At 68.7% G+C, this 17,832-nt stretch carries 4 protein-coding genes; 1 reads left to right on the top strand and 3 read right to left on the bottom strand.

Annotation, left to right across the window (positions count from 1 at the left end):
• Positions 1–748: 748 nt before the first annotated feature.
• From ACYVNQ_RS11395 to purT, 3 genes are all read right to left on the bottom strand, one after another.
• Positions 749–14,254: an autotransporter-associated beta strand repeat-containing protein gene (locus tag ACYVNQ_RS11395; RefSeq protein WP_460902577.1), complete on the bottom strand. Its 13,506-nt coding sequence runs from the start codon at positions 14,252–14,254 to the stop codon at positions 749–751.
• 624 nt (positions 14,255–14,878) lie between these two features.
• On the bottom strand, positions 14,879–15,238 hold the full coding sequence (locus tag ACYVNQ_RS11400; protein ID WP_460902578.1) for an MliC family protein: 360 nt from the start codon (positions 15,236–15,238) through the stop codon (positions 14,879–14,881).
• A 233-nt stretch (positions 15,239–15,471) separates the two neighbouring features.
• On the bottom strand, positions 15,472–16,686 hold the full coding sequence (gene purT / locus ACYVNQ_RS11405) for a formate-dependent phosphoribosylglycinamide formyltransferase (protein ID WP_460902579.1): 1,215 nt from the start codon (positions 16,684–16,686) through the stop codon (positions 15,472–15,474).
• 494 nt (positions 16,687–17,180) lie between these two features.
• Between purT and ACYVNQ_RS11410 the strand changes: the two genes are divergently transcribed.
• The gene (locus ACYVNQ_RS11410; protein ID WP_460902702.1) at positions 17,181–17,687 is read left to right on the top strand and encodes an META domain-containing protein; all 507 of its coding nucleotides are present in this window, start codon (positions 17,181–17,183) and stop codon (positions 17,685–17,687) included.
• Positions 17,688–17,832 lie beyond the last annotated feature (145 nt).

The raw sequence follows: 17,832 nt of genomic DNA on the forward strand, positions 1-17,832 counted from the left end.
GCCTCGAACGGGCGGGTCGTGCCGTAAAGACTTGTTGCAGCAGCGGCCGGCGCCGCGCAGGACATCAGGATGAAGGCGGAGCCACGATGGTGCTTGCACGCGCCTGCTTGCGCGCGCCTGCTCGCGCGCGCCTGAAAAACACTGCACGAAAGCGGCTGCACGTAGGGCTGGCCGGGCTTTCGCGCGAGGCTGCGTGCCGCGCGCTGTCGCATTCCCGCACTTGCCGCTGCGCATTGCTTTGGTGTCTGCTTTGGTATCGCATTCGCCGCCGCGCGCAGCTGCTGGCTCCGGGCGGCGGAAATACTCGCCGCAAAGGGCGGTATTGTAGCACTTCAACGGAAAGGCTTTTGACGCAACCGTACGCGGCAACGGCACGGCAGCCTATGCCGCACACGGTCGGGCAACGCGCAGCGGAACAGGTCGACGCGTAAGTCGACACGCAGGTCGACGCGCGGAGGGTTGCGGATTGCGGGCTGGCACGCCGTCTCATCGGCACAGCGTAGCGAGCGCAAACGGCAGTAGCGTGACACCAGCGGATTTCGTGCGGGATGCGCGGCGTGGGCTCCGCCATCACGCGGGGCGGCGCGCGGCACGGCGTCTGTTGCCGCGCGCCGCAGCGTCCGTCACCACGCGGTGCGCCACAGCAGCGCTCAGCAAGACAGCGCCCAGCCGCGGCCACCGGTACGCCACACTACACGCCGCCGTACGGCACGCGCAGCGCAACCGCCGCCCGCGCGCCGTGCCGTCGTCAGAACTTCCACGCGAAGCGGCCGCCAATCGCGTTGTCGTGCGAGCCGCCGCCATACTGGCCGCTGTACGACACCCCGAGCGTCATGTTCTTCGCGATATTCGCATCGATGCCCAGTTCGACCACCGCGGTATCGCGCGCGATCGGCACACCCGCCACGTCGAACGACGAACCGCCGCTGACAAACGCGAGCGTCGAGCTCGGCTGCGTGTTGCCGAACGCGTGCCGCCAGCCGGCCATCGCATGCGCGGTGAACGCCGCAAGCGGCAGCGAGCCGAGCCGCGTCGCGATCCGCAGACCCAGGGTCGAGAAGCCGATGTTGTCGGTCTCGCCGTTGCCGCGCAGCGCGCCATCGCCGCCGTTCTCGGTAAAGCCGTCGGTATGCAGGTTCACATACGCGAGACCGGCGAACGGCTCGATCGCAAAGCGGTTCAGCGGGATCGCATAGCCGACCTCGGTGAACACCTGCGCGGTCTTCGACGAGTAGTCGGCCTGGTCGTGATCGCTAAAGCCGGTGAAGTTCGGGTAGCGGTCCATGCCGATATCGTTCCACGAGTACGACGCCCCGAGCCGCACGCCGATCGGCCCGTACTGCGCGCCGCCGTACATCGCGACGTGGTAGCTGTCCACCGAAGCCGACGAGCTCAGATCGTTGTCGAGCGAGCTGTGCGCGAAGCCGCCCGCCAGACCGATGCGCCATTTGTCGTTCAACGCCATATCCGCGCCGCCGATAAAGCCCGTGGTGCTGCGGTCGATGCCCGACGCGTTGTTGTTGCCGGCCAGTTTGCTTTCCGAGCCGTAGGCCTGCGCCCACACCACCGGCTGGTACGGCCGCGGATCCACGCAGGCATCGCGCGAACCGCCGTGCACCGTATCGGCCGAGCCCGGCAGCGCGCCCTGCGCGAGCCGCGTGTCGCACTGCGCGGAACCCGACGACAGCGCCGCCAGCGGTCCGCTCGACGGCGCGAGGCCCTCGCGCACCCGGTCGGTGACCGCATCGCGCAGATAGCGGCTGTCGATCAGCAGCATGCTCTTGGTGCTCGCATGCAGTTCGCCGTCGAGCTGGTTGAACGCGGTGCGCGCGGTCGATGCATCGGTCGACAGCAGCGCCGGGATCAGCGTGCCGGTGGTCGGGACGGTGGCCAGCGCGCCGGCCACCGAGCCTTCGTTCGGCGTTGCCGCCACCGACGAGAACGCCGCGCCGTTCGGCTGCAACTGGATAAACACGTGCGTCTGGTCATACGACAGCGTCGGCGTCAGGAACGCGAGGTTCGACGACACGCCACTGAAGGTGCCGCTCACACCGCCGGTCGACGTGACGATCGAGTAAGTGGTCGATGGCGTGTAGATGCCCTGCCCGGCCAGCACCTGCACCTGGCCGCCGGCCAGCGTGGTGCCGCCGCTCGCGCTCACCGCGCCGCTTTGCTGCGGCGTGGCCGTCACGTTCAGCTGCGAGCCCTGTTCGAACAGCACGTTGCCGGTCACGTTCAGGCTCTGGCCCGGCGTGCCGACCGTCGCGGTCGCACCGGTGCGCACGATCAGCCCGCCGACCGTGCCGGTGCCGGTCAGGCCCGCACCGGATTGCACGGTGACCGTCGAGTTCGCCGCCGAACCGGTCACCGCGAGCGTGCCGCCGGCCACCGTGGTCGGTCCGCTGTAGGTGTTGGTGCCGCTCAAGGTCAGCGTATCGCCGCCGGACTTGGTCACCGAGCCGGTGCCCGACAGCGTGCCGCCGAAGCTGCCGCCGCCGTTCACCGTCAGGTTCGCGTTGCCGAGGTTGATCGCCGCGCCGGCGACACCATTCAGCGACGCGAAGTTCAGTTGCAGCGGCGGCGCGCCGACGGCGCCGGACGCGTTCAGCATGCCGCCGTTCATCGTCAGGCCGCCGGTGCCGAGCGCGCCGCTGGAAGCGAGCGTCAGCGTGCCGGCATTGACTACCGTGCCGCCTGAGAACGTGTTGTTGCCGGACAGCGTCAGGTCCGCTGCGCCGTTCTTGACCAGACCGCCCATCCCCGACACGACGCCCGACAGCGTGGTGTCCGCGCTGCCGCCGATGGTGGCAGTGGCGTTCAGCACGACCGCGTTCGCAAGGTTGACGGCGCCCGCCGCGTCGAGCGTGGCCGGTGCGTTGACAGTCAGCGCACCGGTGCCGAGCGCCGCGTTGTTGCCGACGATCAGCGTGCCGCCGGTCAGCGTCGTGCCGCCGGTGTAGGTGTTGGCCGACAGCAGCGTCTGCGTGCCGGCGCCCGCCTTGATCAGGCCTCCGCTGCCGCCGATGGTGCCGCTGAAGGTGCCGTCCGTGCCGCCGCCGAGCGTCAGCGTATTCGCGCCGAGCGTGACGTTGGTGCCCGTCACGCCGGACAGCGAACCGACCGTCGGCGTACCAGTCGCGCCGCTCACGTCGAGCGCGGTGCCGGCGTTGGCCAGATTCACGTTGGTCGTGGTGGACAGCGTGCCGTTGCCGGCCAGCGCAAGCGTACCGGCGTTGACGGTAGTCGCGCCGGTATAGGTGCTCGTGCCGGTCAGCGTTTCGGTGCCGGTGCCCTGCTTGATCAGGCCGCCGGTGCCGCCGATGCCGCCGGTAAAGGTGCCGTTGGTCGCGTCGCCGAGCGTCAGCGTGTTGGCGCCGAGGTTGATCGCGCCGCCGCCGGTCAGCGTGCCGAAGGTCTGCATGCCGTTGCCGGCCGACAGATCGAAGGTCGCGCCATCGGCGACATTGACGATGCCGCTCGCGTTCAGGCTCGCGTTCGCGCCGAGCGCGAGCGTGCCGGCGTTGATCTGCGTGCCGCCGGTGTAGGTGTTCGCGCCGTTTAGCGTCAACGTGGCGAGACCGTCCTTGGTCAGGCCGCCGGTGCCGGACAGCGCACCGTTGAGCGTCAGGTCGTTGGTGCCGTTCACCGTCAGCCCGGCGTTCATCACGATGTTGTTGGCCAGCGTAACCGCCGTGCTGCTGTCGAGCGTCGCGGCGCCGTTCACCGTCAGCGTGCCGGTACCGAGCGCCGTATTGCTGCCGACGATCAGTCCGCCCGCATTCAGCGTGGTGCCACCGCTGTAAGCGTTCTGGCCAGACAGCGTCGTCACGCCCGAACCATTCTTGACGAGTCCGCCCGTGCCGTTGATCGTGCTGGCCACGGTCTGGTTGGTCGCATCGCCGAAGCTGAGCGAATTCGCGCCCAGCGAGATCGTGCTGCCCGCCACACCCGACAGCGCGCCGACCGTCTGGCTGCCGACCGCACCGCTGATATCGAAGCCCGCGCCTGCGCCGGCCAGGTTCACCGCGCCGCCCGCAGCAAGGCTGCCGAAGCCCGCCAGCACGAGCGTACCCGCGTTGATGGTGGTGCCGCCGGTGTACGTCTGGGCGTTGAGCAGCGTTTCGGTCCCGTTGCCGGCCTTGACGATGCCGCCCGTGCCGCCGATCGAGCCGCCGAAGATCTCGTTCGAGCCGTCGCCGAAAGTCAGCGTGTTCGCGCCGAGCGTCACGTCGCCGCCTGCGCCGGCCAGCCCACCAATCGTCTGGTTCGCGCCCGACGCGCTGATGTCGAAGCCCGTGCCCGGGCCGCCCAGCGTCACGCTGCCGGTCGCCGCGAGACTGCCGCCCGCGCCGAGCGCGAGCGTGCCGGCATTGATGGCGGTACCACCCGTGAACGTATTCGCGCCGGTCAGCGTTTCGGTGCCGGTGCCCACCTTGATCAGGCCGCCGCTGCCGCCGATCGCGCCGCTGAAGGTGCCGTCGGTGGCGTCGCCGAGCGTCAGCGTATTCGCGCCGAGATTGATCGTGCCGCCGCCGGTCAGCGTGCCGAAGGTCTGCAGGCCGTTGCCCGCCGACAGATCGAAGGTCGCACCGGTTTCCACATCGACGATGCCGTTCGCGTTGAGGCTGGCAGCCGCGCCGAGCGCGAGCGTGCCGGCGTTGATGGTCGTGCCGCCGGTGTAGGTGTTGACGCCGTTCAGCGTCAGCGTGGCGAGACCGTCCTTGGTCAGGCCGCCGACACCGGAGATCGAACCGTTGAGCGTCAGATCGTTGGTGCCGAGCACCGTCAGGCCGCTGTTCAGCACGACGTTGTTGCCGAGCGTCGTGGCGGCGCTGCTGTCGAGCGTCGCCGCGCCCGCACCGTTCACCGTCAGCGTGCCGGTGCCGAGCGCCGCGTTGTTGCCGACGATCAGGCCGCCCGCGTTCAGCGTGGTGCCGCCGCTATACGTGTTCGCGCCGGACAGCGTCGTGACGCCGCTGCCGTCCTTCACGAGCCCGCCGGTGCCGGTGACCGTGCTGGCTACCGTCTGGTTGGTGGCGTCACCGAAGCTCAGCGAATTGCCGCCGAGCGCAATCGTGCTGCCCGCTGCACCCGCCAGCGCGCCGACCGTCTGGCCGGCCACCGCACCGCTGATGTCGAAAGTCGCCCCCGCGCCCGCGACGTTCACCGCACCGCTCGCCGCCAGCGTGCCGTTGCCCGCCAGCGCGAGCGTGCCCGCGTTGATCGTGGTACCGCCGGTATAAGTGTTCGTGCCGGTCAGCGTTTCCGTGCTGCTGCCGTTCTTGACGAGTCCACCGGTGCCGCCGATCGTGCCGGCGAACGTGCCGTTGTTCGCATCGCCCAGCGTCAGCGTATTCGCGCCGAGCGTCACGCTCGTGCCGCCTACGCCGGACAGCGCGCCGATTGTCGGTGCGCTGGTTGCGCCGCTCACGTCGAGGCCTGTGCCCGCGTTCGCGAGGTTCACGTCGCTCGACGCCGACAGGTTGCCCGCGCCCGCCAGCGCGAGCGTGCCGGCGTTGATCGTGGTGGTGCCCGTGTAAGTGTTCGCGCCGGTCAGCGTTTCGGTGCCGATGCCGTTCTTGACGATGCCGCCGCTGCCGCCGATCGTGCCGCCGAAGGTCTGATTGGTCGCATCGCCGAAGGACAGCGTATTCGCGCCGAGCAGCACCGCGCTACCCGCCGCGCCGGAGAACGCGCCGATCGTCTGGTTGGCGCCGGCGTTGCTGAGGTCGAACACCGAGCTGGCGCCTGCCAGATTCACCGCGCCGGTCGCCGCGAGGCTGCCGCCCGCGCCGAGCGCGAGCGTGCCGTCGGCGATCGTGGTGCCGCCGGTGAAGGTGTTCGCGCCGGTCAGCGTTTCGGTGCCGCTGCCCGCCTTGACGATGCCGCCCGTGCCGCTGATCGTGCTGCCCAGCGTCTGGTCGGTCGCGTCGCCGAAGGTCAGCGTGTTCGCGCCGAGCGTCACCGCACTGCCATTCACGCCGGACAGCGCGCCGATCGTCTGGTCGGCGCCCGAAGCGCTGATGTCGAAGGCGGAACCGATACCGTTCAGCGTCACGCCGCCGGTGGCGGCCAGCGTGCCGCCCGCGCCGAGCGCGAGCGTGCCGGCATCGATCGCGGTGCCGCCGGTGAAGGTGTTGGTGCCGGTCAAGGTTTCGGTGCCTGTACCGACCTTCACCAGACTGCCGGTGCCGCCGATCGAGCCGCTGAAGGTACCGTTAGTGGCGTCGCCGAGCGTCAGCACGTTGGCGCCGAGAATGATGTTGCCGCCGCCGGTCAGCGTGCCGAAGGTCTGCTGGCCGTTGCCCGCCGACAGATCGAAGGTCGCGCCCGTCGCGACGTTGACGATGCCGCTCGCCGCAAGGCTCGCGTTCGCGCCGAGCGCCAGCGTGCCCGCATTGACCGCGGTGCCGCCGGTGTACGTGTTGGTGCCATTCAGCGTCAAGGTGGCGAGGCCGTCCTTGGTCAGGCTGCCGGTGCCGGCAATCCCGCCGTTCAGCGTCAGGTCGTTGCTGCCGAGCACGGTCAGGCCGGCGTTCAGCACCACGCTATTGCCGAGCGTGGTCGCGGTGCTGCTGTCGAGCGTGCTCGCGCCGCCGACCGTCAGCGTGCCGCTGCCGAGCGCCGTGTCGCTGCCGACGATCAGGCCGCCGGCGTTCAGCGTCGTGCCGCCGCTGTAGGTGCTCGCGCCCGTCAGCGTTTCGACGCCAGCGCCCTGCTTGACGAGGCCGCCCGTGCCCGTGATCGCGCTGGCGAGCGTCTGGTCGGTGGCGTCGCCGAAGCTCAGCGTGTTCGCGCCGAGCGCGAGCGTGCTGCCTGCTGCGCCGGACAGCGCACCGACTGTCTGGTTCGCGCCCGCGTTGCTGAGGTCGAACACCGAGCTGCCGCCGGCCAGATTCACCGCGCCGCCCGCCGCGAGGCTGCCGCCTGCGCCAAGCGCGAGGGTGCCGGCGTTGATCGTGGTTCCGCCGGTAAAGGTATTCGCTGCGGTCAGCGTCTCGCTGCCATTGCCTTCCTTGACGATGCCGCCGGTGCCGCTGATCGCGCTGCCGACGGTCTGATCCGAGCCGTCGCCGAACGTCAGCGTGTTCGCGCCGAGCGTCACCGCACTGCCGTTCACGCCGGACAGCGCGCCGATCGTCTGGTTCGCGCCCGCGCCGCTGATGTCGAAGCCCGTGCCGATGCCGTTCAGCGCAACGCTGCCGGTAGCGGCCAGCGTGCCGCCGGCGCCGATTGCGAGAATGCCCGCATCGATCGCGGTGCCGCCGGTGAAGGTGTTGGTGCCCGTCAAGGTTTCGGTACCCGTGCCGACCTTGACCAGATTGCCCGCGCCGCCGATCGAGCCGCTGAACGTGCCATCGGTCGGACCGCCGATGGTCAGCTGGTTCGCGCCGAGGATCACGTTGCCGCCGCCGGTCAGCGTGCCGAAGCTCTGCGTGCCGTTGCCCGCCGACAGATCGAAGGTCGCGCCGGTCGCGACGTCGACGATGCCCGAAGCCGCGAGGCTCGCGTTCGCGCCGAGCGCGAGCGTGCCGGCGTTGATCTGCGTGCCGCCGGTATAGCTGTTCGCGCCGTTCAGCGTCAGCGTGGCGAGGCCGTTCTTGGTCAGGCCGCCAATGCCGGAAATCGCACCGTTCAGCGTCAGGTCGTTGCCGCCGAGTACCGTCAGGCCCGCGTTCAGCACGACGTTGTTGGCAAGCGTGGTCGCTGCGTTGCTGTCGAGCGTCGCTGCGCCGCCGACCGTCAGCGTGCCGGTGCCGAGCGCCGCGTTGTTGCCGACCACGAGGCCGCCCGCATTCAGCGTGGTGCCGCCGCTGTACGTATTGGCAGCGCTCAGCGTTTCGACGCCCGCACCCTGTTTCACCAGACCGCCCGTGCCGCTGATCGTGCTGGCAAGGGTCTGGTCGGTGGCATCGCCGAAACTCAGCGTGTTGGCGCCGAGTGCAAGCGTGCTGCCTGCTGCGCCGGAGAGCGCGCCAACCGTCTGGTTGGCGCCCGCGTTGCTGATGTCGAAGCCCGCGCCCGCGTTGGCGATCGTGAGCGCGCTGTTCGCCGCGAGGCTGCCACCTGCGCCGAGCGCGAGCACACCTGCATCGATCGTGGCACCGCCGGTGAAGGTGTTCGCGCCGGTCAGCGTTTCGGTGCTGGTGCCTTGCTTGATCAGGCCGCCGGTGCCGCCGATCGTGCCGCCGAAGGTCGCGTCGTTGGCGTCGCCAAGCGTCAATGTGTTCGCGCCGAGCAGCACACTGGTGCCGCCTGCGCCCGACAGCGCGCCGATCACCGGTGCGCTGGCCGCACCGCTGACATCGAGCGCCGCGCCTGCGTTGGCCAGGTTGACGTCGGTAGTCGCCGACAGACTGCCCGCGCCCGACAACGCCAGCGTGCCGGCATTGACCGTGGCCGGACCCGTGAACGTGTTCACGCCCGCCAGCGTCAGCGTGGCCGCGCCGTTCTTGGTCAGGCCGCCGGCGCCCGACACCACGCCATCGAGCGTCAGGTTGTTCGAACCGACTACGGTCAGGCCGGCGTTCAACGCAACGTCGTTGGCAAGCGTCAGCGCAGCGGTGTTGTCGAGCGTCGCCGCACCGTTCACGGACAGCGCGCCGCTGCCGAGCGCGCCCGCGTTGCCGAGCACGAGGCCGCCCGCGTTGAGCGCGGTGCCGCCGGTATAGGTGTTCGCGCCGGCTAGCGTTTCGACGCCGGTGCCTTGCTTGACGATGCCGCCGGTGCCGCTCAGCGTGCCGCCAAAGGTCTGATTGGTCGCATCGCCGAAGCTCAGCGTATTCGCGCCGAGCGCGAGCGTGCTGCCCGCGACGCCCGACAACGCGCCGATCGTCTGGTTCGCACCGGAGCCGCTGATGTCGAAGGTCGCTCCGAGGCCGCCCAGATTCACCGCGCCGGTCGCCGCGAGGCTCGCGCCCGCGCCGAGCGTGAGCGTGCCGCTGTTGACGGTGGTGCCGCCGGTGTAGGTGTTGACGCCCGTCAGCGTCTGCGTACCGGCGCCTTGCTTGACGATGCCGCCGGTACCGTTGATCAGGCCAGCGAAGGTCTGATTGGTTGCGTCGCCGAAGCTCAGCGTGTTCGCGCCGAGCGCGAGCGTGCTGCCCGCGACGCCCGACAGCGCGCCGATCGTCTGGTTCGCGCCCGCGTTGCTGAGATCGAACACCGCGCTGCCGCCGGCCAGATTCACTGCGCCGCCCGCCGCGAGGCTGCCTCCCGCGCCGAGCGCGAGCGTGCCGTTATTGATCGTCGCGCCGCCGGTAAAGGTATTCGCACCGGTCAGCGTCTCGGTGCTGGTGCCCTGCTTGATCAGGCCGCCGGTGCCGCCGATCGTGCCGCCGAAGGTCGCGTCGTTGGCATCGCCAAGCGTCAGCGTATTCGCGCCGAGCAGCACGCTGGTGCCGGCTGCGCCCGACAGCGCGCCGATCACAGGCGCGCTGGTCGCCCCGCTGACATCGAGCGCCGCGCCCGCATTCGCGAGGTTGACGTCGCCGCCGGCCGCGAGGCTGCCCGCGCCAGACAGCGCCAGCGTGCCCGCATTCACCGTGGTCAGGCCCGTGTAGGTATTGGCGCCCGTCAGCGTCAGGGTCGCTGCGCCGTTCTTGGTCAGGCCGCCAGTGCCCGACAGCACGCCGCCGAGGGTCAGCGCGTTCGAGCCGAGCACCGTCAGGTCCGCGTTCAGCGCAACGTTGTTGGCCACCGTCACGGCGCTGCTGCTATCGAGCGTCGCCGCACCGTTGACCGACAGCGCGCCGGTGCCGAGTGCCCCGCCGTTGCCGAGCACGAGGCCGCCCGCATTGAGCGCGGTGCCGCCGGAATAGCTGTTCACGCCAGCCAGCGTCTCAATGCCGGTGCCCTGCTTGACGAGACCGCCGGTGCCGCCGATCGAGCCGCTGAAGGTGCGATTGGTCGCATCGCCGAAGCTCAGCGAATTTGCGCCCAGCGCCAGCGTGCTGCCGGCGCTGCCGGCGAGTGCGCCGATCGTCTGGTTCGCCCCCGATGCGCTGATATCGAAGCCTGCGCCAGGCGCGCCTAGCGTCACGGCGCCGGTCGCCGCGAGGCTGCCGCCCGCACCGAGCACAAGCGTGCCGTTATTGATCGTGGTGCCGCCGGTGTAGGTGTTGGCCGCGGTTAGCGTCTCGGTGCCCACGCCCTGCTTGACGAGGCCACCCGTGCCGCCGATCGTGCCGCTAAAGGTCTGGTTGGTCGCATCGCCGAAGCTCAGCGTGTTCGCGCCGAGCGCCAGCGTGCTGCCCGCCACGCCCGACAGCGCGCCGACGGTCTGGTTCGCGCCCGCGGCGCTCAGATCGAACGCCGCACCCACGCCGGCAAGCGACACCGCGCCGTTCGCCGCAAGGCTGCCGCCCGCGCCGAGCGCGAGCGTGCCGCTATTGATCGTGGTGCCCCCGGTGTAGGTGTTCGCGCCGCTCAGCGTCTCGATGCCGCTACCGTTTTTGACGATGCCGCCGGTGCCGCCGATCGTGCCGCCGAAGGTGGCGTTGTTGGCATCGCCGAGTGTCAGCGTGTTGGCGCCGAGCGACACGCTGGTGCCGGCCACGCCGGCCAGTGCGCCGATCACCGGTGCGCCGGTTGCGGCGCTGACGTCGAAGCTCGCGCCCGCATTCGTGAGGTTCACGTCGGTGAGTGCCGACAGGTTGCTTGCACCCGACAGGGCCAGCGTGCCCGCGTTGACGGTCAGCGGCCCGGTGAACGTATTGGTGCCGGCCAGCGTCAGCGCGGCCGCGCCATTCTTGGTCAGGCCGCCGCTGCCCGACAGCACGCCGCCGAGTGTCAGCGCGTTCGAGCCGAGCACGGTCAGGCCCGCGTTCAGTGCGATGTTGTTGGTCAACGTCGCGGCGGTGCTGCTATCGAGCGTCGCCGCCGCATTGACCGACAGTGCGCCGGTACCCAGCGCCGCGTTGTTGCCGACAATCAGCCCGCCTGCATTGAGCGCCGTGCCGCCGCTATAGGTGTTCGCGCTGGACAGCGTCTCGATTCCGGTGCCTTGCTTGACGAGACCGCCGCTGCCGCCGATCGCGCCGCCGAAGGTCTGATTGGTCGCGTCGCCGAAGCTCAGCGAATTTGCGCCGAGCGACAGCGCGCTGCCGGTCGCGCCCGACAGCGCGCCGATCGTCTGGTTCGCGCCGGACGCGGCGATGCTGAAGCCGGCGCCCACGGCGCCTAGCGTCACCGCGCCCGTCGATGCGAGGCTGCCGCCCGCGCCGAGCGCGAGCGTGCCGGCACTGACGGTCGTGCCGCCCGTGTAGGTGTTGGTGCCCAGCAGCGTCTGCGTGCCGCTGCCCTGCTTGACGAGGCCGCCGGTGCCGCCGATCGTGCCGGCAAAGCTGCTGCTCGCCGTGCCGCCGAGCGTCAGCGAGCGTGCGCCGAGCGACACCGCGCTGCCGGCCACGCCGGTCAGCGTGCCGATCGAACGGTTGCCACTCGCACCGCTGATGTCGAAGCCGGTGCCCGCGCTGGCGAGGTTCAGATTGGTCGACGCGGACAGCGCGCCCGCACCGGACAATGCGATCGTACCGCTGTTGACGGTAGCCGCGCCGGTGAACGCGTTGGTATTGGTCAGCGTCTCGGTGCCGGTGCCCTGCTTGACGATGCCGCCCGTGCCGCTGATCACGCCGCCGAAGGTCTGGCTGGTCGCATTGCCGAACGTCAACGTGTTCGCGCCGAGCGATACCAGGCCGGCGGTGCCGGCCAGCGCGCCGATCGTCTGGTTGGCGCCGGAAGAGCTGATGTCGAACGTGGCCCCCGCGCCGCCCATTGTGACGAGGCCGCCCGATGAAAGGCTGCCGCCCGCGCCGAGCGCGAGCGTGCCGTTATTGACCGTCGTGCCGCCGGTGTACGTGTTGGCCGCGGTCAGTGTCTCGGTACCCACGCCTTGCTTGGTGATACCGCCGGTGCCGCTGATCACGCCGTTAAACACACGGTTGGTGGTATCGCCGAAGGTCAGCGAGTTCGCGCCGAGCGCGATCGAGCTGCCGGTCGCACCGATCAGCGCGCCGACCGAGCGCGCACCGCTGGCCGCGCTGATATCGAGCGTCGCGCCGGTGTTGGCAAGATTCAGCGCGCCCGTCGACGAAAGGCTGCCGGCCCCCGACAGCGCGAGCGTGCCCGCACTGATCGTGGTGCCGCCGGTGTACGTGCTGGCGCCGCTGAACGTCTCGGTGCCCGCGCCTAGCTTGGTGATGCCGCCGGTGCCGCTGATCGCGCCGCCGAAGCTCTGGTTGGTCGCGTCGCCGAAGCTCAGCGTGTTGGCGCCGAGCGCCAGCGCGCTGCCCGCCACGCCCGACAGCGTGCCGATGGTGCGCGCGCCGCTCGCGGCGCTGATATCCAGTTGTGCGCCGCTGCCGCTCAGGTTGACCGAGCCGGTCGACACGAGGTTACCGGCGCCGGATAGCGCGAGCGTGCCGGCGCTGATGGTGGTGCCGCCGGTGTACGTGTTCGCGCCGCTCAATGTCTCCGTGCCGGTGCCTTGCTTGATGATGCCGCCAGTGCCGCTGATCACGCCGCTCAATGCGACGTTGGTCGCGTCGCCGAAGCTCAGCGTGCGCGTGCCGAGGGTCACGTTGCCACTGCCCGACAGTGCGCCGATCGTCTGGTTGGCTGCGGCGGCGCTGATGTCGAAGACCGTGCCGACGCCGTTGAGCACGACCGCGCCGGTCGAAGCCAGGCTGCCGGCGCCGCTCAACGCGAGTGTGCCGGCGTTGACCGTGGTCGAGCCGGTGAAGGTGTCCGCGGCGGTCAGCGTCACCGTGGCCGCGCCGTTCTTCGCGAGGCCGCCGGCGCCGCTGATCGCGCCACTCAAAGTCAGTGCATTGCTGCCGCCGAGGTTCAGCACCGCGCCGCTGGCAAGATTGACACTATTGCCTAGCGTCATGCCGGTCGTGGTGTCGAGCGCGCCGGTTGCGTTCACGTTGAGCGCACCCGAGCCGATCGCGCCGGCATTGCCGAGCACGAGCCCCGCACCCAGCGCATTCAGGTTCGTGCCGCCCGTATAGGTATTGACGCCCGTCAGCGTCACCGCACCGGTGCCCGCCAGCGTCAGGCCGCCACTGCCGGTGGCGGTGCCGGACAGCGTAAGTGCGTTGGTGCCTTGTACCGTCAGACCGCCGGTGCCGAACAGCAGCGTGTTGTTCAGATTGAGCCCGGCTACGGTCGCCGCCAGCGCGCCGCCGTTCGACGTGATGACGCCGGTGCCGAGGCTCGTGGCGTTATCGATGTTCGCCACGGCGCCGGAGGAAAGCGTCGCATCGCTCACCGCCGACGCGCCGCTGATGGTCCACGAGCCGCTATCGAGCGCGAGATGCTGGAAGTTGATGTAGTTGGGCATGCTGATCGACCCGGTGGTCGGTCCGCCCGAGCCTTGCTGCAGATGCAGCGTGTTGTTGCCGGCCGCGCCGCCGTCGACTATGCCTGCCGCGGCGAAGCCGATCGAAATGCCGACCACGCCGAGGATATTGCCGCTCACGCCGGTGCCGGCCTGCACGACCGAGCCAGTCAGCGCATTGAACGTGTTGGTCGCGCCCGCGCCCAGCGACACGCTGCCGGTGATCGTGCCACCGTTGGTAAACGTATTGCCGGCGCCCGCCGTGCCCGGCGCCTGGAACGCGACCCGGCCATTGATGATGCCGGCGGCGTCGTTCGTGAAGGTGGTCTGGCCGCCGCCATACACGGCGACTGTCGGGATGTCGCCAACGCCGACGGTGCCGGCCACCAGTGCGTTGCCGCCCATCAAGCCGGTATTCGTGATGCTGGTCGTGCCGCCGATTCCGTTCTGCACCGCCAGCGCGAGGCCGCTCAGGCCTGACAGATTCACGCCGAGGATGGCTGACGTGCCCTTCATGATGCCGCTGTTGTTGACGCTGACCGTGCTGGCCGACGTGTTGCCGATCACGGTGCCGCTCGACAGGATGCTGATCGCACCGAGCAGCGACGGGTCGATGGTACCGGCGTTGATCAGCGACACATTGTTGCCGGTCAGCGTCAGCGCCGTGCCGCCGACGCCCAGCAGCACGCCGAGGGTAGAAGTCGAGCTGGTCGTGACCGTCAGGTTGTTGGTCGAGCTTGCGAAATTGGGCGCCAGCGGATTGGCTGACCCAGTGCAAGTGACAACCACGCCGGCGGTCGAACAGACCGCCTCTGCTTCTTCGATGCCGACAGTGTTGAATGCGAGAAACACGCTCACCGCGAGCGCGGTCTTTTGCAGATTGAATTTGTTTCGACTGACGGCGCCTTTCACTGCTCCCCCTCAAGAACGTGAATCGACTGAAAATCGAACTGGACGGTTATGCGTTTTAAACAGACGACATCGTCCAGCCCGGTCGAATATCGACAGGCAACACTTGCAGCGGTTATGCCGGTTCATCGTTTCGCGGCGCGCGCGTGCCCGCCGCGCCTCGCTGGGCGCGGTTTAGCGAAAGCAGTAATGGAACCGGCTACAGGCGAGACGCCTGCTCAGGAAAAGCACATGATTGACGACCCCCAGATTGATACGCTCTCTCGTAGACCTTTGTTATCAACTTGAACGGCTTTCATCAGCATATACAAACTTATTTTTGCCGCAAGGGTGTCCTGGTTATATTTTTTTAACTCCAAAATCAAAATGCATAGGCATACGGTAAATATGCCTAAACTACCGATTACGCAGTATTAATGACAGCGCTTTTAAAGCGATCTGAATGGGTGTGAATAGAGAAAAACCCGGTGCGCTTGATTTTGAGATGGGATTGGGCCGGGATTCTCGTTGGGCTGAGGCCTGAGTTTGTCGGGTGGGATTTGTGCGGCCATTGGCACTGGGTGATGACTGGGCTTCGCGTTGTGGTTGGCGTGTGGTTGGCGCGGGGACTCGCGCCCAAGGTGTCGCTCAGCGGATGATCGTCACGCAGTCGGCAACGACAGGCGGCGCGTCCGGGCCCGTCATCAGATCGTAGAGGTCGGCGCGCGGGCCCTTGGTCCACCACGTGTAGCTGCCTGCCTGGTATTTGGCACCGGAGCCGGACAGCGTATTGACGAACAGCATCGGCCGACCCTTGACCGGCACGATCGCGAAGCTCTGGCCATTGATGGCGGACAGATAGGTAACCTGCAGGATCTTGCCGGTCGCGCAGGTGTATTTCTGCGTGCGCGGGTGCCGCGGCTGCGCTTCGCCGAAGCGCGGGGGCGCGGCATCGGCAGTGTTTGAATAGCCTGCGCCGCCGAGTGCCACGGACAGCGCGATGGCCATGTTGATTCGAGTCAGACACCTGTTCATCGAATCCCTCGCTTGATGCTGGACCTGCTTCGTGATGCAGACCGGTTAGCCGGCGACCGGAGTGCGCGTTGCTTGCGTTGCTTGCGTTGCTTGCGTTGCTTGCGTTGCTTGCGTTGCTTGCGTTGCTTGCGTTGCTTGCGTTGCTTGCGTTGCTTGCGTTGCTTGCGTTGCTTGCGCCGCGGCTCGTGCCGAACCGCGGCGACGCGTTATCGGGACGACACGGGCCGCACCGCTGCCGCAGCCTGCTTCGCGCGCGAGCGGGCTTCATCAATACTTGCGCCGCTCGCCACCGCGACGCCCATGCGGCGCTTCACGAAGCTTTCCGGCTTGCCGAACAGACGCAGGTCCGCATCGGGCACCGCCAACGCCTGCGCCACGCCTTCAAACCCGATGCCCGCTTCGTCAAGCCCGCCGTAGATCACCGCCGACGCGCCCGGCGCGCGCAGCGCGGTATCCACTGGCAGGCCGAGAATCGCGCGCGCATGCAGCTCGAACTCCGACAGGCGCTGCGACGCCAGCGTGACGAGCCCCGTGTCGTGCGGCCGCGGACTCACTTCGGAGAACCAGACGTCGTCGCCGCGCACGAACAGCTCGACGCCGAACAGGCCGCGGCCGCCGAGCGCCTCGGTAACCTTGTGTGCAACGTCACGCGAGCGCTCGAGCGCCTTTGCGCTCATCGGCTGCGGCTGCCACGACTCGACGTAATCGCCCGCCACCTGCAGATGGCCAATCGGATCGCAGAAACAGGTTTGCGTCGCGCCGCTCGCCGGGTCGATCGCACGCACCGTCAGTTGTGTGATCTCGTAGTCGAAATCGATAAAGCCCTCGACGATCACGCGCCCGTGATTCACACGGCCGCCGGCGAGCGCGTACTGCCATGCCGGCTCGACGTCCGCGTCGCTTTTCAGAACCGACTGCCCCTTGCCTGACGACGACATCACCGGCTTCACCACGCACGGGTAGCCAACCTTCGCGATGCCGGCCTTCAGCTCGTCGAGCGAGTCGGCAAACGCATACGGCGAGGTGGGCAAGCCGAGCTCTTCGGCGGCGAGGCGCCGGATGCCTTCGCGGTTCATCGTGAGTTGCGTGGCGCGCGCCGTTGGGATCACTTCGGCGATCCCGGCGCTTTCGATTGCGGCGAGCGCGTCGGTCGCGATCGCTTCGATTTCCGGCACGATCAGATGCGGCCGTTCGCTATCGACGAGTGCGCGCAACGCGGATGCGTCCGTCATGTCGATGACGTGCGCGCGGTGCGCGACCTGGTGGCCGGGCGCATTCGGGTAGCGGTCGACGGCGATCACTTCGACGCCGAGCCGCTGCAGCGCGATGATCACTTCCTTGCCCAGTTCGCCCGCGCCGAGCAGCATGACGCGCGTGGCCGATGGGGAAAGCGGTGTGCCGATACGTTGGCCGATCTGCATGAAAGCTCCGGAGAAATAACGCGTGTGACGCGAAGGTGGATCAATGACTGCGGCGATGTTAACATGCGCGACCCCAGCGCCCGCACGGGTTGGCCTCCGTTAGCCATTCGGCAGAGGCTAGCCCCCACGCAGCCGCTGTGGGCGGCGCGCCGCGCGCGTTTTCGCGCTCGCGTGCTGCAAGCGTAGTGCGTTACCCTTACGCCTTCGCCAGTTTCAACAGGAACGACGCCATGGTCTCCACGTCCGCCGCGCGATGCGTTGCGTATCTGCTTGCAGCGGTTCGCGGCCGCGCTGCCGCAGCCGTTGCTTGCGCTGCGTCCGTTGCCGCCTCGCACACTGCCGGGCTGGCGCGCCGCGTCTGCGGCGCGGCGGCGCGAAGTGCGCATGCTCAGAGCGCGGGCGCGCAGAACGGTTTTGCGTCGCACGCGCATGCACCGCGCAGCGCTGCGCTTGACGATGGCTCTGCGCGGAGCCGCTTCTCTCAAGCGGGTTCCCTGCACGCAGGTCTGCCGCGCGGCGCCTTCGCGTTCGCCGCGGCCGCGCTGTTGTGCGCGGCGTGCACGATGCCGAAGCACCTCGACGCGAACGCACCGCCGCCCGATCCGTTCAACCCCGCCGCGACGCAGCTGCTCGACAACACGAGTTGGGATCTCACCGGCTGGACCCAGCCAGGGGGCGCGGCGCGCACGGTGCCGCACGGCGACGACGGGCAAGCGCTCACCCTGACGCTGTCGACTGCCAATGGCCAGCGGCTCGCCAGTGGTTATTCGGGCTGCAACCGTTTCACCGGCACGTATCTGCTGCGCGACGGCAAACTCAGCTTCGGCCCGCTGGCGAGCACGCGTATGGCATGTGCCGGCGCGGCCGGCGAGCTCGAGCCGGCGTATCTCGACGCCCTTGCGCACGTCGAGCGCAGTGGCGTGCAAATGCAGCCGCCGCAGCAACTGCAGCTGATCGTCGCAAACGGGGACACCTTGACGTTCGCTCGCCATGGCCAATGAACGCAGGCGCGGCGGCTGTCTTCATGTTGTCGTCAATGCGGCTCACGCTTGATGCGGTGGCGCATGAGACTCGTGGCTTTCGCGGTGCAGTGTTGCTGCAGTTTAAACTCGACAAGTTGCGCTCGTGCCGGGCGCGTCTGTCATT

The sequence above is a fragment of the Paraburkholderia jirisanensis genome, assembly GCF_054782355.1.